21 protein-coding genes are annotated in these 23,264 nt (G+C 60.5%); 10 read left to right on the top strand and 11 right to left on the bottom strand.

Translation table 11 applies throughout. From position 1 onward, the window contains the following. Positions 1–53: 53 nt before the first annotated feature. The 4 genes from ACIQUH_RS06175 to ACIQUH_RS06160 are packed head-to-tail and all read right to left on the bottom strand — an operon-like array spanning position 54 to position 3,522. Positions 54–902 carry a phosphatase PAP2 family protein gene (locus ACIQUH_RS06175; RefSeq protein WP_400813189.1) on the bottom strand — a complete coding sequence of 283 codons (849 nt, stop codon included), beginning with the start codon at positions 900–902 and terminating at the stop codon, positions 54–56. Then, on the bottom strand, positions 892–2,400 hold the full coding sequence (locus tag ACIQUH_RS06170) for an ArnT family glycosyltransferase (RefSeq protein ID WP_400813188.1): 1,509 nt from the start codon (positions 2,398–2,400) through the stop codon (positions 892–894). The genes ACIQUH_RS06175 and ACIQUH_RS06170 overlap by 11 nt, the downstream gene beginning before the upstream one ends. Then, positions 2,375–2,662, bottom strand: coding sequence for a lipid-A-disaccharide synthase N-terminal domain-containing protein (locus ACIQUH_RS06165; protein ID WP_031233742.1), 288 nt, complete (start codon positions 2,660–2,662; stop codon positions 2,375–2,377). The genes ACIQUH_RS06170 and ACIQUH_RS06165 overlap by 26 nt, the downstream gene beginning before the upstream one ends. Positions 2,663–2,682: 20 nt before the next feature. Continuing rightward, positions 2,683–3,522: a glycosyltransferase family 2 protein gene (locus ACIQUH_RS06160; RefSeq protein ID WP_400813186.1), complete on the bottom strand. Its 840-nt coding sequence runs from the start codon at positions 3,520–3,522 to the stop codon at positions 2,683–2,685. A 189-nt stretch (positions 3,523–3,711) separates the two neighbouring features. Here ACIQUH_RS06160 and ACIQUH_RS06155 point away from each other — a divergent pair, with 189 nt between their 5' ends. After that, positions 3,712–5,976 (top strand): methyl-accepting chemotaxis protein, encoded by a 2,265-nt coding sequence (locus tag ACIQUH_RS06155; RefSeq protein WP_400813185.1) that lies wholly within the window; start codon positions 3,712–3,714, stop codon positions 5,974–5,976. Between the two features lie 132 nt (positions 5,977–6,108). Here ACIQUH_RS06155 and adh read toward each other — a convergent pair whose 3' ends face one another. The 3 genes from adh to ACIQUH_RS06140 form a co-directional block, all read right to left on the bottom strand. Further along, on the bottom strand, positions 6,109–7,626 hold the full coding sequence (adh, locus tag ACIQUH_RS06150; protein ID WP_400813184.1) for an aldehyde dehydrogenase: 1,518 nt from the start codon (positions 7,624–7,626) through the stop codon (positions 6,109–6,111). A 172-nt stretch (positions 7,627–7,798) separates the two neighbouring features. Further along, complete coding sequence (locus ACIQUH_RS06145; RefSeq protein WP_400813452.1) at positions 7,799–8,758, bottom strand: helix-turn-helix domain-containing protein; 960 nt, start codon at positions 8,756–8,758, stop codon at positions 7,799–7,801. Positions 8,759–8,863: 105 nt separating this feature from the next. Next, entirely contained in the window at positions 8,864–10,948 is a 2,085-nt protein-coding gene (locus ACIQUH_RS06140) for a putative bifunctional diguanylate cyclase/phosphodiesterase (RefSeq protein ID WP_400813183.1), read from the bottom strand. A gap of 305 nt (positions 10,949–11,253) precedes the next feature. Here ACIQUH_RS06140 and ACIQUH_RS06135 point away from each other — a divergent pair, with 305 nt between their 5' ends. From ACIQUH_RS06135 to ACIQUH_RS06115, 5 genes are all read left to right on the top strand, one after another. Then, the gene (locus tag ACIQUH_RS06135) at positions 11,254–11,862 is read left to right on the top strand and encodes a 50S ribosomal protein L25/general stress protein Ctc (RefSeq protein ID WP_400813181.1); all 609 of its coding nucleotides are present in this window, start codon (positions 11,254–11,256) and stop codon (positions 11,860–11,862) included. Positions 11,863–12,159: 297 nt separating this feature from the next. Further along, a complete protein-coding gene (locus tag ACIQUH_RS06130) occupies positions 12,160–14,547 on the top strand; it encodes an EAL domain-containing protein (protein ID WP_400813180.1) in 2,388 nt (795 codons plus the stop codon). A 17-nt stretch (positions 14,548–14,564) separates the two neighbouring features. Continuing rightward, positions 14,565–15,278: a substrate-binding periplasmic protein gene (locus tag ACIQUH_RS06125; protein WP_400813178.1), complete on the top strand. Its 714-nt coding sequence runs from the start codon at positions 14,565–14,567 to the stop codon at positions 15,276–15,278. A gap of 109 nt (positions 15,279–15,387) precedes the next feature. Continuing rightward, entirely contained in the window at positions 15,388–16,104 is a 717-nt protein-coding gene (gene pth / locus ACIQUH_RS06120) for an aminoacyl-tRNA hydrolase (RefSeq protein ID WP_400813176.1), read from the top strand. 6 nt (positions 16,105–16,110) lie between these two features. Next, a complete protein-coding gene (locus ACIQUH_RS06115) occupies positions 16,111–16,563 on the top strand; it encodes a GNAT family N-acetyltransferase (RefSeq protein ID WP_400813174.1) in 453 nt (150 codons plus the stop codon). Between the two features lie 105 nt (positions 16,564–16,668). Here ACIQUH_RS06115 and clpS read toward each other — a convergent pair whose 3' ends face one another. After that, positions 16,669–16,980, bottom strand: coding sequence for an ATP-dependent Clp protease adapter ClpS (gene clpS / locus ACIQUH_RS06110; RefSeq protein WP_035260429.1), 312 nt, complete (start codon positions 16,978–16,980; stop codon positions 16,669–16,671). Positions 16,981–17,221: 241 nt separating this feature from the next. Here clpS and ychF point away from each other — a divergent pair, with 241 nt between their 5' ends. The 4 genes from ychF to ACIQUH_RS06090 all read left to right on the top strand — a co-directional run bounded on the left by ychF (position 17,222) and on the right by ACIQUH_RS06090 (position 20,272). Continuing rightward, positions 17,222–18,325 carry a redox-regulated ATPase YchF gene (gene ychF, locus ACIQUH_RS06105; protein WP_035260423.1) on the top strand — a complete coding sequence of 368 codons (1,104 nt, stop codon included), beginning with the start codon at positions 17,222–17,224 and terminating at the stop codon, positions 18,323–18,325. A gap of 305 nt (positions 18,326–18,630) precedes the next feature. After that, positions 18,631–19,104 carry a MaoC family dehydratase gene (locus ACIQUH_RS06100; protein ID WP_400813172.1) on the top strand — a complete coding sequence of 158 codons (474 nt, stop codon included), beginning with the start codon at positions 18,631–18,633 and terminating at the stop codon, positions 19,102–19,104. Continuing rightward, positions 19,101–19,568: a MaoC family dehydratase gene (locus ACIQUH_RS06095; protein ID WP_400813170.1), complete on the top strand. Its 468-nt coding sequence runs from the start codon at positions 19,101–19,103 to the stop codon at positions 19,566–19,568. The genes ACIQUH_RS06100 and ACIQUH_RS06095 overlap by 4 nt, the downstream gene beginning before the upstream one ends. Positions 19,569–19,630: 62 nt before the next feature. Next, positions 19,631–20,272, top strand: a complete 642-nt coding sequence (locus tag ACIQUH_RS06090; RefSeq protein ID WP_400813169.1) for a class I SAM-dependent methyltransferase — start codon at positions 19,631–19,633, stop codon at positions 20,270–20,272. Here the strand turns inward: ACIQUH_RS06090 and ACIQUH_RS06085 are convergent. From ACIQUH_RS06085 to ACIQUH_RS06075, 3 genes are all read right to left on the bottom strand, one after another. Beyond that, positions 20,269–20,811, bottom strand: coding sequence for an adenine phosphoribosyltransferase (locus ACIQUH_RS06085; protein WP_003494623.1), 543 nt, complete (start codon positions 20,809–20,811; stop codon positions 20,269–20,271). The two genes, ACIQUH_RS06090 and ACIQUH_RS06085, sit on opposite strands and share 4 nt — an antisense overlap. A 206-nt stretch (positions 20,812–21,017) precedes the next feature. Then, positions 21,018–21,905: a cytochrome c1 gene (locus tag ACIQUH_RS06080; RefSeq protein ID WP_400813166.1), complete on the bottom strand. Its 888-nt coding sequence runs from the start codon at positions 21,903–21,905 to the stop codon at positions 21,018–21,020. A 22-nt stretch (positions 21,906–21,927) separates the two neighbouring features. Continuing rightward, positions 21,928–23,250 carry a cytochrome bc complex cytochrome b subunit gene (locus ACIQUH_RS06075; RefSeq protein ID WP_400813164.1) on the bottom strand — a complete coding sequence of 441 codons (1,323 nt, stop codon included), beginning with the start codon at positions 23,248–23,250 and terminating at the stop codon, positions 21,928–21,930. Between the last annotated feature and the right edge of the window lie 14 nt (positions 23,251–23,264).

Genomic DNA, 23,264 nt, shown 5'->3' with positions numbered 1-23,264 from the left:
GTGTCTGGCGCGCTTCGCCATTCACCTCATTGAAGCGAACTTCGAAGTTCCCCTTAAGACGATGCCGCACCCGCATCCGGCGGCCGTTGCAGACGTGAGGCTGCGGCCTTGATTTTCGGCCACCAGCGCCGAACCCGGGTCAGGACGGCATGGCGACCGTTACGCCAGATGCTGACCGCATCGGCTGTGACCGCATCGCCGGTAAACAGATGGCGATGACGTCCGATCACCAGCGCCCGGTAGAGAAACAGGGTCGTGAGGGCGGAAAACAGGATGGACATCACCACATCGCTTAGGAAATGCCCGCCGGCCGCGATGCGCAAACCGGACATGAGGACGATCATGCCGGCGGCGATGCTTCCCATCACCAACCGTCCAAGCCGTTGCAGCCGGGGCCAGACGAGCACACAGAGCGGCAGGAAGAAACTGGCGATCAGCGCGGTTTCGCCGGAGGAAAACGAACAGTTCGAATAACATTGCGCGCTATACTGGAAGGGCGGCGTGAAAAGCTGCTGCCCGCCGAATTCGGTGACGCTGAACGGGCGCGCGCGACCGATAGTCGCTTTCAGCACACCATTGACGAGAAGCCCGGCACAGAGGATCACCGGCCCGCACAGGAAGGCCCAGACCCGCCAGCCGGTTCGCTGCAGAGTGCCCAGCCGAAGATTGCCGACGAGGATCACGAAAGCCAGAAGAGTGGCAAGCTCCGTGCCTTCGCGCAGCGTATCCCGCAGCCATTCGGGAAACGGCTCACGACCGGACCATGGCTGCTCGACGGGCGAGAAAAACAGGGCGGAGAAGCCGAGATCGATGGACGGAAAGGTGGCGAACAGGATGACGAGCGCCAAAGTGGCGAGCGTCACCCAGATCGTGATCCGCATATGCGAAAGATCATTGTCCATTGCTGCCCTCCGGCATGCATCGCGGCAGCAGGCGCCAGAGGCCGATTTCCCGGCCTTCGAGAAAACCCGGCCCGGCGGTCCAGCGCACGACCGGTGCCTCGCCGGCAAGGCAGGCCGGCAGGCCATCCGCACTTGCCAGAAACAGCGGATTTTTCGCCTCGCCGGGTTTCAGCGGATAAAGAAGCGCATAGTGGCTGGACGGCACGCCGGTTTCGGGCAATGCGCGCGTCATTACCTGCTTCTCATCCCGGAGCTGATAAAAAAGCTCGGCGAGTATCGAACGATCGGTAGCGACGATGGCGTCCGCACCCGCCTCGCGCGCCCGTAACAGGCCGGTCGACACCAGCTCGGCACGCCCGAGATACCGCGCCATCGCCAATTCACCTTTCGGCAGACGCAATTGCGTTCCGGCAATGGTCATCAGCGGCAGCGCGACGGCCACGATGCCGCCGAGCACAAGAGTGGACACAATGAGCCAGCGCCGCGACGCCAGGACGGGCACCGCCAGAAGCACGCCGGCCGCATAGGCGCCGACCGCCCAGTTGGCGAGCGCCCGCGACATCAGGCCCTGCGCGGTGATCAGGAGAACGATGGGCACTGAAAGGGCGACCAGCGCCCGGGTTTCAGCAGTCTTCGCACGGATGGTTGCGACGATCATGCCGACAAAAACGAAGGGCCCGACCACGCCCGCCTGCGAGAAAAAGAACTCCAGCGCCGAACCGATCTTCAGCTGCACGCCATGCCAGTTGGCATTGTCAGCCGTATGGCGCGCGGTCATGAAGTCATGCGCAGCATTCCACCACAGATTGGGGGCGATGACGGCAGCGCAGACGAGTGCAGCAATCGCCGCATCACGCAGCCGGATGCGCCATGCCTCGCAAAGCCAGCCGGCGGCGATGAAGCAGGGCAGAAAATAGATCATCGCATATTTCGACATCAGCCCGAGGCCGAAGCACAGACCGAGAGCGATGCTCCAGCCATACGCCGCCCTGCCCTCGCTACGGGCCAGCGCAAGCTTCCGCACGGAGATCATCGACAGCACGATGAACAGCATCATCGGCGTATCGGTCGAGATCAGCAGGCTGCCGAGCGTCATGGCCGGCAAGGTCAGATAGATAAGAGCGGCCAGGGATGCCAGCCTGATATCATAGATCATGCGGCCGAGCGCAAGGATGGCCGCCGCCGCAACGCCATGCACCACGGGCGCGGCCAGCCGCACCTGAAACGTACCTTCGCCGCCGCCCAGAATGGTTGCCGCACGAATAAGCCAGCCGATCAGGGGCGGCTTGGAATAGGCGCCGAGCGCCATTTCCCTGCCCCATAGCCAATATTGCGCCTCATCGACGAAAAGGTCGGTGCGGTTGAAGGCGAGCCCAAGGACGCGCAGCGCCGTCACGAGGACGATCGCTGAAAACGCGAATGTCAGCCATCGGCGCTCATCGCTTGCCTGCGCATAAGGCAGGGCCGCCGCGTCATGCATGCTGGCGGCGTTCTGCATGGATCAACCAGAGATTTCGGGCATAGATGAACAGGCCGGAGGCCTGCCCCAGAATAAAGACCGGATCACGCCGCCAGATGGCATAGGACAGCAGCACCAGACCGCCGAGAACGGAAAAATACCAGAAGGCCACCGGAATGACCGAGCGGTTGGCCCGTTCCGAGGAAATCCATTGAACCAGAAAACGCATGGTAAACAGCATCTGGCCCATGAAGCCGGTGCAGACCCACAGAAATTCCTTCCAGCTGTTCACATGCAGCATGGACCATAAAGCCGGTGCATTCACGGCAATGTCTCCGTTTTGAAAGTTTCAGCCCAGCTTGACCGCTTGCGCCGGCGCAGCAGCCAGGCGACGCCGATCAGATCGTGGATGCCGACAAGCGCACGGCCGATATTGGTGTAGTGGGAATTTCCGTGCAGCCGCGCCCGGTGCGTGACGTCGACATGGGCGACCTGCCAGCCGTCGCGATTGAACAGCGCCGGGAAATAGCGGTGGTGGTGATCGAAATAGGGCAAGGCGAGATAGGCGTCGCGGCGGAAGGCCTTGAGGCCGCAGCCGGTATCGCGCGTGCCGTCCTTCAATATCCGCGCCCGAAGCCCGTTGGCGAAGCGGGAGGAAAGGCGTTTTCCAAGCGTATCACGCCGACCGACGCGCTGGCCGGCCACGAGGCCAAGCCGGCTCGGCGCATTGGCGGAGAGAAGCGGCGCAAGAAGGGCCGGCAGATTGTCCGGCGGGTTTTGCCCGTCTCCGTCAAGCATGCAGATGACCGGCGCACGCGCCGCCTGCACACCGCTGTGGATCGCCGCCGACTGGCCGCCCTGGCGGTCGTGCCGGACGAGCCGCAGCATCGGATAACGATCGCCAAGCGCAAGCACCGCATCGACCGTGCCGTCGGACGATGCATCGTCCACGACCACGATCTCAAAGGCGCCGACCGGCTGGCAGGCAGCAACGATCTCAGCCACGAGCGTTTCCACACTCGCTTGCTCATTGTGCATGGGCACGACAACGGCGAAATCCGGCCTCGGTTTCACGCTGGCTCCGTCATATCCGTCTGCATTCAGTCCGCAGACATCATTGATAGTGGCGAGAGAAGGAGCGCGAAAAGCTTGCATGAACATGAACAGCCGTTGAACTTCACCCGATATGCGCCCGTTCTGTTGCAGTTTTATTACGGGAAACGTGTCAGTGGCGGCCGGCAATTTTCTCACGGTATGCGGGAAATAATCGTACCATTCGCAGGGCTTTTAACGCGACCGTAAACAATTGTTGCGACGCTGCGGCAACGTTTTTTGGGGGGAGGAAACAGGATGCCGGGTGCAAATCCGACTGCTGTCAAAGCTAAATCATTGTCGATCAAGGCCAAATTCGCAGCGCTCGTCACGGGCGCGACGCTGGTTTCATGCCTGTCCGTGGGGTTGTTATCCTACGAGATGGGCAAATCGGGCCTGATCGATGCCAGCGAAATCAGGCTCGAAACGGTTGCAAGCAACCAGTCCAAACAGCTTGATGCCTATACTTTGCGTGTCGAACAGAGCATTTCCGAGCTGTCGCAAAATGCCGCGATCGCCCAGGCGCTGGAAACCATGACCAATGTGGTGCCGACGGAAAAGGACGCGATCATCCAGGCGTTTCGTCGCGAAGGCGTCTCCGAGGAGGAGCGCGCCTCCTTCAACGGCGAAGGGTTGCGGCTGCTTTATGCCATCCGCCACGCCACCATCAACTCCACCATCGCCAGCGTGTGGCGCAACACCCGGGTCAGCGACATCTATGTGATCGACAAGACCGGCCTCATTATCTACACCGTCACCAAGGGGAAGAACTTCCTGACCAGCGTGACGGAACCGCAGAACGCAGCGATCAAGGAACTGTTCGAGCGCATCGAAGCCGGCAAGGACGGCGTCGTCAGCACCACCGGCTTCAGCGGTGGCGCCGATGATTCGGCCATGATCGGCATGCCGCTCGCCGTCTCCAACTGGGGCCAGCTCCAGCGCAAGGGCGCCGTCATCATGCGCATCGCCGCCGATCGCGTCGGCGCCGTGGTGACGCCTGAGGAAACCGGCAAGACCATCGATGACGCCGTTCTTCTTAACGCCGACGGCAAACGCCGGGCCGGCGTTCTTTCGGGCGGCGCGGATGCCGCCGTTTCCGAAAGCCTCGCGGCTCTTTCCAGCGCAAATACCGCCGGAACGGTGATGGCGCAGACGCCCGCGGGCAACATCTTCTATGCCTATCGCCCCGTCTCGGTCTTCGGACAGAAACACCTTCTGGCCATCGGTCAGCAGGAGAGCAAGGTTCTCGCCGCCGCCAACGATCTCGCTTTTTGGGCGACGCTTGCGACACTGGCCGTCCTTGCGATCATGACGCTGATCGGCATTTTCGTTTCCGCGAGCCTCACCAAGCCGCTGACCGGCCTTGCCGGGCTGATGGAACGCCTGAACGGCGGCGAAAACAACATAGAGATCAAAGCGGTTTCCCGTGGCGACGAGATCGGCACCATGGCACGCGCACTGGAATCCTTCCGCCAGGGCATTCTGGACAAGCAGCGCATGGAAGCCGAATCCCATCGCAAGAGCGAAGAGCTGGACGAAGAACGCGCCCAGCGGGAGATGGAAAAGGCAAGAAGCGCGAAGGAACTGGAAGAAGCTGTCGACGCACTTGCCACCGGCCTTGCCAATCTGGCGGCCGGCAGGCTCGATCTCCGCATCGAAAAATCCTTCGTGCCGTCGCTCGATCATCTGCGCATCGACTTCAACAACTCCATGGCGGGGCTGGAAGCGACGATCTCCAACATCGGCGAAAGCGCCAATGCCATCCGTTCCGGCTCCGGTGAGCTGAAAAGCGCATCGGAAGACCTGTCGCGGCGCACCGAACGCCAGGCCGCAGCCCTTGAGGAGGCGGCAGCGGCGCTGGGAGACATGACACAGGCCGTCAATCTCTCTCTGTCGCGCTGCAATGTCGCCGTCGAGGCGACGGCGGGCACGATGCAGGACGCCCACAAGTCCACGGCTGTCGTGAAAGACGCGATCGTTGCGATGGAACGCATCGAGACCTCGTCGGCCAAGATCCGCCAGATCATCGACGTCATCGACCAGATCGCCTTCCAGACCAATCTTCTGGCGCTGAATGCCGGTGTGGAAGCCGCGCGCGCCGGCGAGGCCGGCAAGGGTTTTGCCGTGGTGGCACAGGAAGTGCGCGAACTCGCCCAGAAATCGGCCGCCGCCGCCCGGGACATCACGACGCTGATCGCCACTTCGGCGGGCGACGTGGAAAGCGGTGTGGCGCTGGTGCTGAAGACCGGTGAAAGCCTCGAGCAGATCCAGAAACGCATCCAGTCGGTCAACGACCAGATCGGCGAAATCGCCACCGCATCGCGCGAACAGTCCGGCCGCCTCAGCGAGATCAATGCCTCCGTCAACGAACTCGACCATGTAACGCAGCAGAATGCGGCCATGGTGGAGGAAACGACGGCGGCCGCCTTCTCGCTGTCCAGCGAGGCGGACGGCCTGACCGAACAGGTGGGGCAATTCTCCGTCGGCGGCGCCCGCCAACGGGAACAGCGTTACGCGGCATAAACCGCAACGAAAAAAGGCCGGAGGCAAAACCTCCGGCCTTTCTGTTTGAAGCCGGGCTCCCAGGGGCCGAAGCCCCTGGGAACACGCCGGCGATCTGGCACCACAGCCCCTCGCCGGCTTCCGGGGAGGACCTCAGAAGAAACCAACCTTGTTCGGGCTGTAGGAAACGAGCAGATTCTTGGTCTGCTGGTAATGATCGAGCATCATCTTGTGGGTCTCGCGACCGATGCCCGACTGCTTGTAGCCACCGAATGCCGCACCCGCCGGATAGACGTGGTAGCAATTGGTCCACACGCGGCCCGCCTCGATGCCCCGGCCGGCCCGGTAGGCAATGTTGGTATCGCGGCTCCAGACGCCGGCTCCCAGACCGTAGACCGTGTCATTGGCGATTTCGAGCGCCTCTTCCACCGTCTTGAAGGTCGTGACGGAGACGACAGGACCGAAGATTTCCTCCTGGAAAATCCGCATCTTGTTGTTGCCCTCAAAGACGGTCGGCTGGATGTAATAACCGTCCTTCAGATCGCCCGTCAGCGTCTTGCGGTCACCGCCGGTCAGAACCTTGGCGCCTTCCTTCTTGCCGATGTCGAGATAGCTCATGATCTTGTCGAACTGTTCCTGCGAGGCCTGCGCGCCCAGCATGGTCGACGGGTTGAGCGGATCGTCCTGGCTGATGGCCTGAACCCGCTTGATCGCCTTTTCCATGAAGCGGTCATAGATCGATTCATGCACCAGCGCACGCGAGGGGCATGTGCAGACCTCACCCTGGTTCAGCGCGAAGAAGGCGAAACCTTCAAGCGCCTTGTCGAGGAAGGCATCGTCTTCATTCATCACGTCGGCAAAGAAGATGTTCGGCGACTTGCCGCCCAGTTCGAGCGTGATGTTGGTGACGTTGTCGGCCGCATAACGCATGATTTCCTTGCCGACCGAGGTGGAACCGGTAAAGGCGATCTTGGCGATGCGGTTGCTCTGCGCCAGGGGCTTGCCGGCTTCAAGTCCCGTGCCGTTGACGATGTTGAGGACGCCGGGCGGCAGAAGATCTTCGATCAGCTCCATCACGATGAGAATCGAGGCCGGCGTCTGTTCGGCCGGCTTCAGCACCACGCAGTTGCCGGCGGCAAGCGCTGGCGCAAGCTTCCAGGCGGCCATCAGGATCGGGAAGTTCCACGGAATGATCTGGCCGACGACGCCGAGCGGCTCATGGAAATGATAGGCGACGGTATCGTTGTCGATTTCGCCGATCGTGCCTTCCTGGGCGCGGATGCAGCCCGCGAAATAACGGAAATGGTCGATGGCGAGCGGAATATCCGCATTGGTGGTCTCGCGCAGCGGCTTGCCATTGTCCCAGGTTTCGGCCCGGGCGATGAGATCGAGATTGTCCTCGATGCGCTGGGCGATCTTGAGCAGGATGTTGGAGCGCTCGGTAACGCTCGTCTTGCCCCATTTGTCGCGGGCCTTGTGGGCGGCATCCAGCGCGAACTCGATGTCGGATGCATCCGAGCGCGGCACTTCGCAAATCTTGTGGCCGGTGACCGGGGACAGATTGTCCATGTAGCGGCCGGATTTCGGTTCCACCCATTTGCCGCCGATGTAATTGCCGTATTTCAGCTTGAAGGGCGCTTCGCCCGCTTTCTGCTGAACCTGAATGTTCATGATTTCATCCTCCCTGATGAAAACGATCCGCAGCGGATCGCATGGGAGGAAGGTGGGCCTAGATGGCGCGGTCCGGTAGAGGGGCGGCGCGGTTCCGCAGCGCACATTGTCTCACATCTGCGACAAAGGCGCGTCGATCCGGCATGATTGGCCGGATCGCACCGCGTAAACCTCAATGCACGTCGAATTTCTTCATCTTGCGGTGAAGCGTGGCGCGGCTGATGCCGAGCAGCGAAGCTGCCTGCGTGACATTGCCGTTGGTGCGCGACAACACGCGCCGCAGGGCCGAACGTTCCGCTTCCGCAAGGTCGGAACCGCCATCGTGGCGCTGTTCCTGAAGAATATCGGCGGCGGGCAGGCCCTGCGCGATCCGGGCATCGTCCAGTTTCAGCGCAAGGCGTGCGGCGCGGGTCGCACCCAGCACCAGATCGTCCTGATCGACGGCCAGCAGCGCAAGCGCCGCACCAAAACCGCTCGGCACGACAACGATGCGCGCGCCCGGAAAGGCGCGGCGGAAAAGATTGCCCTCGATGCGCTGCGCCGCATCCTTCACCGCCTGGGTGACGAAGGAGAAAGTCATTTCGTTGATGTCGTTGCGGCAGGTGGAAATATCGAGCGCGCCCGTCACCCGGCCGGTATGGTCGCGGATGGGCGCAGTGGTGCAGCAGAGTTCGGTGTTCGACGTGAAGAAATGCTGGTCGCGATAGACCACCACCGAGCGCTCATCCACCAATGCTGTGCCGATGCCATTGGTGCCCACGCTCTCTTCGCTCCAGACCGCCCCGGACCAGAGCCCGAGCGCCCGGAAATCACGATCATCGCCCGAGGCGCCGCGCCGCTCCAGCGCAACGCCCTGCGCGTCGGTCAAGAGCAGGCAGCAGCCGGATTTACCGACACTTTGGAAAATACGGTCGAGTTCATCCGTGCTTTCGGCAATCAGGCCGGCCGCACTTTCACGGGCGCGGCGGAATTCATATTCGCTGAGAAAGATCGGCTTGCGATTTTCCTCCGGTGCAAGATGATGTTTGACCATGCAGCGACGCCAGGAGGCGACAATCGGAGAACTTGCTGCGGCGGAACGATGGCGCGCGGTTTCATACACGCGTTCCGCATGGGCGATGTCTGTCGGCATACGCTCCTCCCAAAGCTTTTCGGCGATGGTGCGCTGGAAGCGGTCATGTTTCAACAAAAAACTTCGCGACCGGCATTGCCGGGCGCAGCAGCGGGCAACAGCAGACTATCGGGCCGCTTTGAAATAACGCCGGCCGGCGGTCACATCCGTTTCATCCTCGGCCGAGAGGAACGTATCGTCCACGAGATTGGCGATGGAGGTCAGCGGGCCGGGCTTGCCGAAAAAGAAGCCCTGCACCTGCAGGCAGCCTTCACGCCGCAGGAATTCGACATGGGCCTTCGTCTCGACCCCTTCCGCCAGCACCGGAATATTGAGGCTGTGCGCCAGAATGAGCGTCGAACGCACGATCGCCTCCGACTGCACATTGGTCGACAGGCCATCGATGAAGGCGCGGTCGATCTTGATCTTGTCGAAGGGGAAACTCTGCAGTGTCGAAAGCGAGGAGTAACCCGTGCCGTAATCGTCCATGGCGATCTTGACGCCGAGTGCCTTGAGTTTGCGGATGGTGAGGAGCGCGTGGCGATGGTCGGCGATGATGCTGCCTTCGGTGATTTCCAGCTCGAGCCTTTCCGGCGCAAGCCCTGTCTCGGCGAGGATTTTCTCGACCTTTTCGGGGAAATCATTATCCGCAAGCTGCTGCGGCGCGACGTTTACGGCGATGGCGAGCGATTTTTTCCACTGAGCCGCCTGCGCGCAGGCTTCTCTCAGAACCCATTCGCCCAGTTCGACGATGAAGCCGGTCTGTTCGGCAATCGGAATGAATTCGGACGGGGAGACCATGCCGCGTTCCGGATGGTTCCAGCGCAAAAGCGCTTCGAAACCGACGATGCTGCCGCTTCTGGTATCGTTCTGCTGCTGGTAATAAAGCTCGAACTCGTTATTGGCGAGACCGCTGCGCATGGCGACGGCAAGCACATTGCGCTCACGCGCGGCTTCATCCATGGATTTGTCGTAAAAGCATATGGTGTCCGAAGTGCCGCTTTTTGCCCGGTACATGGCGACATCCGCCTGGGCCATCAGCGTATCGGCATCGATGGAGCCGGTATTGCGAACCGATATGCCGACACTTGCGCCAACCGAAAATGTCTGTCCGTTCCATTCCACCGGCTTGCTGATCTGCTCGATCAACCGCTGGGCGAACTCCGCACCGTCGGCGCGGGTGTAATAGGAATGGGTCATCGCCACGAATTCATCGCCACCCATGCGCGCCAGGAACTCCCCGGCCTTCAGCACGGAACTCGCCCGATCAGCGATGGCGCGCAGCACGGCGTCACCCGCCGCATGGCCATGCACGTCATTGATTTCCTTGAAGCGGTCGAGATCGATGGACAGAAGCGCCGTATGCGCGCCCAGCGAGACATGGCGCGTGCGGCGGTTGAGATGTTCGATGAATGCCGCCCGGTTGGGAATGCCCGTCAGCGGATCGTGCAGCGAAAGATGGCGATAGCGGGCAACCGCCTGCTGCGTGGACTGGGCATCGATGACATAGGTGGAAAGCCCGAGCGCCAGAAGCAGAAGCGTCACCGCAATGGCGCCTCCGCCCATGATGGCCGGCGGCAGCAGATTTTCGGGAATGACGACGCGTGGGTCGAAGGCGAAGGACATCGAGGCCATGCCGGTATAATGCATCGAGGCAATGGCCAGGATGAGGAACGCCACCGCGCTATATTGGCAGAAACGGTTGAGAGGTCGGGCAATGCGATTAATCGCAATGGCGCCCAGCACCGCCCCCAATATCAGTGAGGCGATGACATAGGCCTGATCCCAGAAAATCATGCCCTGAACATTATAGGCCGCCATGCCGGTGTAATGCATGGCCGCGATGCCGAGGCCGAGGATGATCCCGCCGGCTTCCACCAGCACGCTGCGCCCGCCATAGGCGGAAATGCCGAAACCGGCAGTCGTCGTGGTAATGGCGATCAGAAGCGACAGCCCGGTCAGATAGGGATCGTATCCCACATCACCCGCCGCCACATAGCCCAGCATCGCCACGAAATGGGTGGTCCATATCGCCGCCCCGCCATTGACGCCCGCCAGAAACAGCCAGTTGACCTTCTGCACCCCCGTCGCCAGACGTGCTTTCGAAAAAAGCCGCATCGAAACGAAACTACCCAGCATGCAGACAAAGACCGCTGCGGCGGTGTATCGATAATCGTGATCAATGGTGAGGCACTGGAGAACTTTGAGCATTGTCATCTACGCAATTGGAATTTTGCGTAGCCTTATCATTCGCCAAGTTTTCACCGGGTTTATGTGCATGGATAAGCATATATTAAAAGTTGCAACAAACGAGTGAATTAGTGAATACTAATTAAATTATAAAGCGGCACCCCTGAAAACAGGGCCGCTCTTGTCTTTGGCTTCCGTTTGTATTATAGCGCCCGCACCCGTGTAGACACCCTTGGAGGCAACGCGGGCGGGATGGCCTTTGGCCTCTCCGGTTCAGGCCGCTTCGTTCGGCATGAACTCTCCATATAACCTCGAAAGGAATTGCCATGAGCAAAGAATCGTATGAGCTCAAGGCCGAGGCGCGCGAACGAGTTGGTAAGGGGTCCTCTCGTGAACTTCGCCGCAACGGTTTGATTCCCGCTGTCATCTATGGTGACAAGCAGGCCCCCATTTCCATCGCCCTGTCGACCAACGAAGTCACCAAGCGTATCCACGCCGGCGGTTTCATGACGACGGTTGCGATCATCGACGTCGACGGCAAGAAGATCAAGGTTCTGCCGAAGGACTACCAGCTTGATCCGGTCCGCGACTTCACCATGCATGTCGACTTCCTGCGCGTTTCGGGCAACACGCTCGTCAACGTCGAAGTTCCGGTTCACTTCGTCAACGAAGAAAAGTCGGACATCAAGATCGGCGGCGTTCTGAACATCGTTCGCCACACGGTGGAATTCCACTGCCCGGCCAACGACATTCCGGAATTCATCACGGTTGATCTCGCTGGCCTGAAGATCGGCGACAACGTTCACATTTCGAATGTGAAGCTGCCGAAGAACATCACGCCTGTCATCGCCGACCGTGACTTCACGATCGCAACGATCGTCGCTCCGGCTGGCGGCGTTGCAGAAGAAACGGCTGAAGAAGCTTCCGAGGAATAATCGGCGGCCGCAAGGCCGGATAGCCTTGAAGAATGAGGCCCGTTCCGTTTTCGGAACGGGCCTTTTAGTTTTTATGAACTTTAAAACCAGAAAGCTTGCCATCCTCACCTGATACGGAACCCGTTTCAGTGTCGATTAACACTTCCATGAAACGATACCCTGGCGCTGTCATGGAACACCGTCGGCTGAGGCAATGCGTGGGAAAACAGGCTTTTGCCGAAAATCTTCGCAAAACCTCGCGGGACGGACGAAACGGCGGCGCAGCAAGTCTGGGGCAAAGGGTAGCTGCAATCGAACATGGCTCATTCCGTCGAAAGTCGCTTTATCGCGATTGTTTCCGGCGCACTTCTTACAGTGGTCGCCCCGCTCTTCACGCTTTTGCTGACGCTTTCCTATAACGAGGCTATCCGCGGCCAGCGTAACCATATCGAAATTCTGCTGTCGACGAATACGCAGGCGCTGGCCCGCCCCCTGTGGGACCTTGATGACGACACCATAAACCAGATTACCGGAACCCTTGTTTCCGATCCCATGATCCGCATGGTCGAGGTCAAGGATACATCCGGCCAGCTCGATGTCGTCCAGACCGCCGGCAGCGACATTATTCAGGATGCCGCCTCGACAACACGCGAGGTGGTCTACAAGACCACCAAGGGGCCGGTCACCGTCGGACAGCTCACTCTCTATTACGACAATGTCAGTCTTCTGACCTCTTTGAGCCGCACCGAACTGGCTTTCATCACGATTTTCATCCTCGCCGTCCTCACCATCGTTCTTGCCGCCATCGCCGGCAACCGCTTCATGGTCATCCGCCCGCTGATGCGGCTCGCGGCCGCTATCGAGGCAACACGGCGCCTCGGCTCGCGCCACCACGTCGACTGGCGCTCGAAAGACGAAATCGGCCGGCTGGCGAAAAGCTTCAACGAAATGCAGACCCAGCTCGAAAAGGAAGAGCTGGAGATCAAGAATGCGCATGAGCGAAAGACGGAAATCTACAACCGGACGCCCGCCATGCTGTTCTCGCTCGACCGGCACGACCGCATCGCCGCCGTCAGTGACTATTGGGTGCAGGCAACCGGTTACGACCGCACCCGGATACTCGGCCTGAATTTCGCCGACCTCATCCATCCCGATGACAGGCTGCTGTTCCAGCAGCGCAGGACGGCGCACCCCCTGCCCGATGTTCCACATAGCGGCATTACCGTGCGTTTCCATTGCAAGGATGGCAGCGTCATGGACGCCCTCATCCTCGAAAAGGCTCTTGATTCCGGCGATGCGGCACATCAGAGCACATGCCTCTGCGTCATGACCGATGTGACCGAACTGCGCCAGTCGGAAAAGCGCAACCGCCAGCAGGCCATTTCCGATCACCTGACCGGCCTTTTCAACCGTCAGGGCTTCGAGGCCATTCTCGACCTGCAGATCCGCGATGCGGACCGCAACGGCAGCGAACTGGCCTGCCTGTTCATCGACCTCGACCGGTTCAAGGCGATCAACGACAATCTCGGCCATGCGGCGGGCGACGCCGTTCTCAAACAATTCACGCTGAAACTCGAGCCGCTGCTGACGCCGCTGGACAGCGCATCGCGGCTCGGCGGCGATGAATTCGCCATTCTTCTGGCCGGCGACAAGGTGGAAGAGCGCGCCCTGCAGTTCTGTGAGCGCATCTGCACCATGCTGGACACGCCTTTCGAGATCGAAAGCAACAGCATCCGCTTGAGCGCCAGCATCGGCATGGCCGTTTATCCCCTGCACGCCTCCAGCGCCTCCGAGCTTTTGCAGAATGCCGATATGGCGATGTATTCCCGCAAAAGGACGGGCAAAAACGGCTCGCAGGTCTTCGACAGCTCGATCATGGACCGGGCGCGCGAGCATGCGGAACTGGAGCGGGATATCGCGCAGGCGCTTTCAGAGGATTGGTTCGAGGCTTATTTCCAGCCGATTCAAGACCTCTCCACCGGCCAGACGGCGGGTTTCGAGGCGCTGCTACGCCTCAACCACCCGGACAAGGGCCTGCTTTCCCCGGCCGCGATCGTCAGCCTTGCGGAGGAAAACGGCACCATCCACCGCATCGGCAATGTCATTCTCGATCAGTCGATTGCCAATCTAGCCAGACTGTCGCGCCTGCCCGGCATGGAGCAGACCTACGTGGCGGTGAATTTTTCGCCGCTGCAATTCGAACCGGGATTGCCGACGCGTATCGCCGGCGTTCTGCACCGCCACGGCATTCTTCCCAGACGGCTGGTCATCGAGATCACCGAAGCCGTTATCATGAAGGACGATCCGCAAATCCGGGCGATCCTCAATGCCATCCATCAGCTCGGCTGCCGCATCGCGCTGGATGATTTCGGCACGGGTTATTCCTCGCTCAGCTATCTCAGCCGTTTCCCGGTCGATATCGTCAAGATCGACCAGTCCTTCACCCGCTCGATCTGCGACGACCGGATGGACATCAGGCAGCGCAACCGCATGCTGGTCGAAGGCATCGCGGCCATCTCGCACAAGATGAACTGCGCCGTCATTGCCGAAGGCGTCGAGACGGAAGAACAGAAGGCGCTTCTGACTGACATAGGCGCGGATTTCGGGCAGGGTTATTTCTTCGCCCGGCCGCAGCCGGTCGAAAGGCTGATCACCTCACTCGACACGGCGTCCGGGCAAAACCACGCCGCTGCGCGGCAAGCGTAAACCGGCAGGAGGCAGCCATGGGATTGATCCGCTTTTGCCTGATCTTTCTTGCTCTTGCCGCTCCGGCCAGCGCCGCCAAGCTCTTCCTGACCACCGAGGTCTACCCGCCCTACAATCTGCAGGCCAGCGACGGCAGCGTGCGGGGTGTCTATTTCGACCAGCTCAAGACCGTGCTTGAGGATACCGGCACCAGTTACGAGGTCGCCGTCATGCCCTGGGCGCGGGCCATCGCACTGGCCAGAACACAGGCAATGCACTGCGTTTTCGCCGCGGCGAGAACGCCGGAGCGGGAAAAACAGTTCAAATGGGTCACGCCGATCCATATAGATCGCAACGTCCTCGTGGCCCGCCGCGAGGCAGATGTCGAAGCCCCCAGCCTGGAGGAGGCCAGGAAATATCGGGTGGGAACCCAGCGGGGAGATTACACCGAAGCGCTGCTGGAAAAGCTCGGCTTCCCGCAGGTGGATGTCGGCGCGGATTTCGAGATCACGCTTCACAAGCTGGAAGCCGGTCGCATCGACCTGATGCCCATGTCTGAAAGCACCTTCAAAAGCCTGCCCGCCCACACGTTCAGGGAAGTGATAACGCTCACGCGGCAACAGCTTGGCCTTGCCTGCAACAAAAGCGTTCCCGACGAGCTCATCGCGAAATTACAGGCCCGGCTGGACAGGCTGATCGCCGATGGAACGCAGCAGCGGATATTCGACCGCTACAACCTCGTCAGCCCCTGAGCGCCCATCCAGAACCCCATAAAAAGCCCTAAATCCATAAAAAGATTGACAGCCGGCGGATTTCGGGGTGGTGACAACAGCATCGTCAGGCAAAACGCGGACATGCCCCATGAAGATCATCGCAGGACTTGGTAATCCCGGCGCGCAATATGCGGGAAACCGCCACAATATCGGTTTCATGGCCGTCGACGCGCTGCAGCGCCTGCCTTCCTTTGCGCCCTGGTCGCGGAAATTCAAGGCGGAGATTTCCGAAGGCGAGATCGGCGGCGAAAAGGTCCTGCTGATGAAGCCGCTGACCTACATGAACCTCTCGGGCGAATCCGTCGGCGAAGCCATGCGCTTCTTCAAGCTTGCACCGGCGGATGTCATTGCCATTCATGACGAACTGGACCTTCCGGCCGGCCGGGCGCGTATCAAGACCGGCGGCGGCCATGGCGGCCATAACGGCCTGAAATCGCTCGACGCCCATTGCGGCAAGGACTACCGCCGCCTGCGCCTCGGCATCGGTCATCCCGGTGACAAGGAGCGGGTGCACGGCCACGTGCTCGGCGATTTCGCCAAGGCCGACCGGGTCTGGCTCGATCCGCTTCTGGACGCCATTGCCGACAATGCCGCCATGCTGGTGAAATCAGAGGATTCGCAGCTGATGAACAAGCTGGCGCTCGCGACGGGCAGCAAGCCGGAAGCCGAGAAGCCGGCCAAGGCAACCAAACCCGCCGCGCAATCCCACATTCATCAGGCACGCAACAGCGCCCAGCCCAAAAAGCTGCCGGAAACCGGCCCGATGGCCGAAATGCTGAAGCGTATGTTCGCCAAGAAGGACTAGTCGCGAGTGTCTTCTGAAACCATCGTCCTGCGCGAGGCGGAAGCCGGCGACCTGCCCGATTTGCTCGAACTCTACCAGGCACTCAATCCGTCCGATCCCGTGTTGTCGGCGCAAGAGGCAGGCGCGGCCTTCGCCGCCATGCTCGCCCAGCCGGGCCTGACCGTGTTTGTCGCAACGGATAACGGGGAAGCCGTCGCGACCGCCACGCTTCTGATTGCTCCGAACCTGACCCGCGCCGCCCGCCCCTATGCCTTCATTGAAAACGTGGTGACACTGGAGGCCCGTCGGGGTCGAGGATACGGCCGCGCGGTCGTTCGCCACGCCATTGAGGTCGCCTTTGCCGCGAACTGTTACAAGGTGATGCTACTCACCGGCCGCCAGCGCCCGGAAGTTCATGCCTTCTACGAAAGCTGCGGTTTTGTTCAGAACAAGACCGGCTTTCAGATCCGGCAAGACTAGGGAGCAAAGCGTCCCTCATCCCTGTGCTTGTCACAGGGATGAGGGTCGAACTCCGCACAATGACCGGACGGCATCCCGCTCGGCACCCGTTACACTGCATAACGCTCACTCTTCCGGCTCGGTCGTAAACATCAGCGGAAATCCCGCTTCCTTGCCGAGATCGGTCGCCTCCTTGGCCTTGGTCTCGGCAATATCGCGCTCACAGACAACGACAACCGCACTGCCGAAGCGATGCGCCGTCATCATCACCCGATGGCCGGTTTCCTCGCTCATGCGGAAGACGGCTTTCAGGACGACGGTAACGAACTCGCGCGGCGTATAGTCGTCATTCAGCAGAATAACCTTGTAGAGCTTCGGCCGCTCCAGCTTTGGTTTGACTTTCGGTTTTGGCTTGAGATCGACAGGACTGTCACTCATCATGGTCGCTCGTGCCTGTCGCTCATCGCGGTTGTTCATGGGAAAACCCCGTTGATGACGAAAGATCGATCGCTTGACCCACTTATATTGCGCCGCAACCGCACCATCGGCAACCCTGCCCGCAATTCCGCACCATTAAAGGGGCTTTGCCCGCACAAATCGGCCCGCGGGCTTGACCTTGCCCTGCCGTTTCCGCAAAAGGCTCCTCAACGAATTCTTTCAAACGGACAGGTTTCAAGCCATGGGCTTCAAATGCGGTATCGTTGGACTGCCAAATGTCGGCAAGTCCACTCTCTTCAACGCGCTGACGAAAACGGCCGCCGCGCAGGCCGCCAACTACCCGTTCTGCACCATCGAGCCGAATACCGGCGAAGTGGCGGTTCCGGATGCACGCATGAAAATCCTCGCCGACATTGCCGGCTCGAAGGAAATCATCCCCACCCGCATCTCCTTCGTCGATATCGCCGGTCTGGTGCGCGGCGCATCGAAGGGCGAAGGCCTCGGCAACCAGTTCCTCGCCAATATCCGCGAAGTCGACGCCGTGGTTCACGTTCTGCGCTGCTTCGAGGATGACGACATCACCCACGTCGAAGGCCGCATCAACCCCGTGGCCGATGCCGAAACCATCGAGACCGAGCTGATGCTTTCCGATCTCGAAAGCCTGGAGCGCCGCACGGAACAGACCCGCAAGCGCGCCACCGGCAAGGACAAGGAATCACTGGCGCAGCTGCCGCTGATGGAAGCTTCGCTGAAGCTTCTCAATGAAGGCAAGCCGGTCCGCACCCTGCTCTCCACGCTCGATGCCGAAGAACTGCGCATCCTTCAGGGTCTCAACCTCCTGACCGCGCATCCGGTCCTCTACGTCTGCAACGTCGCGGAAAGCGACGCCGTCGACGGCAACGAACATACCAAGGCCGTTGCCGAAATGGCCAAGGCCCAGGGCGCAGAATCCGTCGTCATCTCTGCGGCGATCGAATCCGAAGTCGCGCAGCTTCCCGATGAAGAGGCCAAGGAATTCCTCTCCGCCCTCGGCCTCGAAGAGGCAGGCCTCGACCGCCTGATCCGAGCCGGCTACAAGCTGCTCGATCTCATCACCTATTTCACCGTCGGCCCGAAGGAATGCCGCGCCTGGACCATCGAGCGTGGCACCAAGGCCCCGCAGGCCGCCGGCGTCATTCATTCCGATTTCGAACGCGGCTTCATTCGCGCCAACACCATCGCTTACAACGACTATGTCGCCTTCAAGGGCGAAGTCGGCGCGAAGGAAGCCGGCAAGGCCCGTGACGAAGGCAAGGAATATGTCGTGCAGGATGGCGACGTCATCCACTTCCGCTTTAACACCTGATCTGGCCCTTGCGGCCTCGAGAAGGTCGCCAGCAAGGGTAGCCGAACATTGCGGCACGGTTTCTTCTCCCCGCCGGGGAGAAGGTGGCCCGAAGGGTCGGATGAGGGGGCCAGCTCTCCTGATATCTCTACCCTCGCCCCTCATCCCGCTGCCGCGACCTTCTCCCCGGCGGGGAGAAGGCGAAATGCGCGCCCGCTCGCTCCAAACTACCTCTCCAAAAGAAAGACCTCCCCGATTTGACCTTTACGTAAAGGGAAAAATCATTTTAGATGCCGGCGATATTGACTGTGCGAAGGGAGGAAACCATGACGCCGGTCGCAACATATGCCTATGAGGATTTTTCCGTCGGTCGGGAATTTCCCCTCGGACCGCAATCGCTTTCCGCAGCACAAATCATCGAATTCGCCAGCGAATTCGATCCCCAGCCGATGCATCTTTCCGAAGAGGCTGGCCGCCAGAGCATTCTCGGCGGGCTGGCGGCTTCCGGCTGGCACACCTGCAGCCTGCTGATGCGGATGATGGCGGACAGCTATATTTCCAACTCGACCTCGCAGGGCAGCCCCGGCATCGATTATGTCGACTGGAAGAAACCGGTTCTGGCAGGGGATACGCTTTCGGGAAAATCCATCGTGCTGGAACAGCGGCCCTCCGCGTCGCGCCCCGGCATCGGCCTCGTGAAATTTCGCCACGAGCTTTATAACCAGCGCGGCATTCTGGTATCGCACGGGGAAAATACCGTCATGTTCCTGATGCGCGCAAATGGAGGCATTGCGGCATGAGGCTGGCAGAACTTTCTCCCGTCGGCGAACGCGTCACCCTCGATACGCTGCATTTTTCCGCCGAAGATATCGTCCGTTTTGCCCGCGATTTCGATCCGCAGCCCTTTCACCTCGATGCAGAAGCCGCGAAGAACAGCGTTTTCGGCGCGCTTTGCGCTTCCGGCTGGCACACCGGTGCAGGCTGGATGAAATGTTTTCTCTCTCACTGGGCCAAGGAGGTGAAGAGGTTGAAGCAGCAGGGCCTTGAGCCACCCAAACTCGGCCCCTCCCCCGGCTTTCGCGAACTCAAATGGAAAAAACCGGTCTTCGCCGGAGACGATGTCACCTACTTCGTCACCCTGCTGGAGACCCGCCCGCTGGAATCCCGGTCCGGCGTCTGGCTGAACACCACCTTCAATGAAGGTGTGAACCAGTCTGGAGAAACGGTGTTGACCTTCCGCAGCGGTGTTCTGGAGTTCGAATAGAGGCTGGCACATATCCCTCCACCGCGATACCTTCGAAGCGGGATCGCGGCGGGCTGTTAAATATGGATGATATTCTCAAGGGATATGCCGAGGCGGCAACGCCGGACCTGATTTCCAGATTCGATAATCTCGACTGCCCGGAGATTTACGCGCCCGTCATCGACCTGTTGCCGTCGACACCATGCCGCATCGCAGATATCGGCAGCGGCACCGGCCGCGACGCCGCCTGGTTTGCCGCGCAGGGCCACGATGTTCTTGCAGTCGAGCCGGTGCGGGAACTTCGCGAACCCGGCATGCGATTACATCCATCGCAGAGGATAAGCTGGCTGGATGACAGCTTGCCCGGCCTCGTGAAGGCCCGCCAGCAGGGCGTCTTCGATCTCGTCATCCTGTGCGGCGTCTGGCACCACGTCGATCACGGGCTAAGGCAAACCGCCATGGAGAGCCTTTCGGAAATGACGGCGGCGGGCGGCCTGCTGATCATGTCGCTGCGTCACGGCCCCGCGCCTGAAGGACGGCGTGCCTTTGCCATTTCCCCATCGGAAACGACGAGCGAGGCCGCGCGCCTCGGCTTCACGCTGATCCGGCAGGCGGACGTCGCCTCCATTCAGGCGGCAAACCGCGCTCTGGGCGTCCGCTGGACATGGCTTGCCTTGCAGAAAGAGGAGCTGCCGCAGCGGCCCCGATCGGTCTTTCAGCCTTAATGGCCGGAAAATTCCACCAGCGTCCGCACCTCGACACCGAGGTCTTCGAGCTTCTTGCGGCCACCCAGATCGGGCAGATCGATAACGAAACAGGCGGAAACGATCTCCGCACCCATTTGCCGCAGCAGCTTGACCGCGCCTTCGGCGGTGCCGCCCGTGGCAATCAGGTCGTCGACCAGAATGACCTTTTCGCCCGGCTGGACCGCATCCACATGCATTTCCATTTCATCGACGCCGTATTCAAGGCTGTAGGCGACGCGCACGGTAGTGTGCGGCAACTTGCCCTTTTTGCGGATCGGCACGAAACCGGCCGATAGCTGGTGCGCCACCGCGCCACCCAGAATGAAGCCGCGCGCTTCCATGCCGGCAATCTTGTCGATCTTCGTTCCCGCATAGGGCTGCACCAGTTCGTCGACAGCACGACGAAAGGCGCGGGGATTGCCGAGCAGCGTCGTGATGTCCCGGAAGATGATGCCCGGCTTCGGATAGTCGGGAATGGAACGGATGGCGGCAGAAAGCTCCGAAGCAATAACGGTCATGGTATTTCCAGTTGAGACAAGGGAAATGGATGAGATGGTTCGGGCCACCCTATCAATTTGACGGCGGCTGACCAACAAAAAAGGACCGGCACCCTTGCCCGCGCCTCTCCTGTCCTGCGGTAGACCGCTAGCGCGGCCACAGGACTACATGAAAAAGCCCCCACGGAGACCGTGGGGGCCAATGACTGCCGGCAAAAGGATGCCGATCAATGTTCCTTGTTGGCGTAGACCGATTTCTTGGTGAGATAGATCAGCGCCGTGAAGATGAACAGGAACACCATGACCATGAAGCCGGTGCGTTTGCGCTGTTCCAGATGCGGTTCTGCGGCCCACATCAGGAACGCAGCCACGTCCTTGGAATATTGGTCCACGGTCTGCGGTGCGCCGTCGTCGTAAGTCACCTGATCGGCACTGATCGGCGGTGCCATCTTCAGCGCGACCGCGCTGACGAAATACGGGTTGAAATGTGTGCCTTCGGCCACTTCAACACCGGCCGGCGCGTCCTGATAACCGGTCAGCAGCGCATGGATGTAATCCGGACCGCCTTCCTGGTAACCGCCGACGATCGGGATCATGTCGATGAGGAATTGCGGGAAACCACGCTCCACACCGCGCGCCTTGGCCAGCAGCGACATGTCAGGCGGCGCGGCGCCACCATTGGCGGCAGCGGCCGCCTCATGGTTCGGGAATGGCGAGGGGAAATGATCTGATGGTACCGCCTTGCGATTATACATTTCGCCGTCGGCATTCGGGCCGTCCTGCACTTCGTATTCGGCAGCGAAAGCCTTTACCTGCTCGTCCGAATAACCAAGGTCCCCGAGCGTGCGGAAGGAAACGAGGCTCATGGAATGGCAGGCGGAGCAGACTTCCTTATAGACCTTCAGACCGCGCTGCAGCTGGCCCTTGTCGTATTTGCCGAAGGGTCCGGCAAAGGACCAGCTCTGCTCCTCGGGCTTGATGACCGGGAAGTGTCCCCCGGCAACCGCGTGCTCCGTCTGGGCGGCGAGATCATGGCTCTCCTCCGCCGCCGAGGCGACGGTGAAGGAACAGCCGATGGCGGCGATAAACGCGATGCTCGTTACAAGCTTCTTCATTGTCGTCATCCTTCCTTCGCGCTCAGACTTCGGCAGCCGCAGATGCGGCACCCGTCTTGGCGGCGTTCTTTTCGAGAACGGCCTCGGTAATCGAATTCGGAATACGCCGGGGCGTTTCGACCAGACCGAGGATCGGCATGATGACGAGGAAGAAACCGAAGTAATAAAGCGTGCCGAGCTGAGAATAGCCGACATAATTGCCTTTCAGATCGCCGGTGAGCAGGCCGATCAGGCCGGTCCCTTCCGCCGGGCGCGAACCCAGCCAGCCGAGCAGGATGGCATTCACCACGAACAGCCAGAAGAACATCTTGTACCAGGGACGATAGACGGCGGAACGAACCTTCGACGTATCGAGCCAGGGCAGGAAGAACAGCACCACGATCGCGCCGAACATCACGAGAACGCCACCGAGCTTGGAATCGATGATCCAGATATTGAAGGTGATGGCGCGCAGCATGGCGTAGAACGGCAGGAAGTACCATTCCGGGACGATATGCGCCGGCGTCTTCAGCGGATCGGCCATGATGTAGTTGTCGGGATGGCCGAGGAAGTTCGGCATGTAGAACACGAACCAGGCATAACCGATCAGGAACACGGAAACACCGAGCGCATCCTTCAGGGTCGCATAGGGCGTAAACGGCACGGTGTCGGTCTTGCTCTTCACTTCAACGCCGGTCGGATTGGTCTGGCCGGTCACATGCAGTGCCCAGATGTGCAGGATCACGACGCCCGCGATCATGAAGGGCAGAAGATAGTGAAGCGCAAAGAAGCGGTTCAGGGTCGGCTGATCCACGGCAAAGCCGCCAAGCAGGAACTGCTGGATCCATTCGCCGACGGCGGGGAACGCCGTGAAGAAACCGGTGATGACGGTTGCACCCCAGAAGGACATCTGGCCCCAGGGCAGAACGTAGCCCATGAAGCCCGTCGCCATCATCAGCAGGAAGATCACACAGCCGAGAATCCAGAGGATTTCGCGCGGTGCTTTGTAGGAGCCGTAATAAAGGCCACGGGCGATGTGCAGATAAACCGCGATGAAGAAGAACGACGCGCCGTTGGCATGCATGTAGCGCAGCAGCCAACCGTGATTGACGTCGCGCATGATCTTTTCGACGGAATTGAAGGCGACCGTCGTTTCGGCCGCATAATGCATGGCCAGCACGACGCCGGTGAGGATCTGCACCAGCAGCATGACGGAAAGCATCGCACCGAAGGTGTAGGCGTAGTTCAGGTTACGCGGGACAGGATAGGCAACGAAGCTGTCATAGATCATGCGCGGCAAGGGAAGCCGCGAATCGATCCACCTCTCGATGCCGGTGGACGGCTGATAACTGGAATGGCCACTCATGAATATCTGTCCCC

The organism is Agrobacterium sp. NPDC090283, from assembly GCF_044769685.1.
Taxonomy (GTDB): domain Bacteria; phylum Pseudomonadota; class Alphaproteobacteria; order Rhizobiales; family Rhizobiaceae; genus Agrobacterium.
This window is presented reverse-complemented; position numbering and strand designations above follow the sequence as displayed.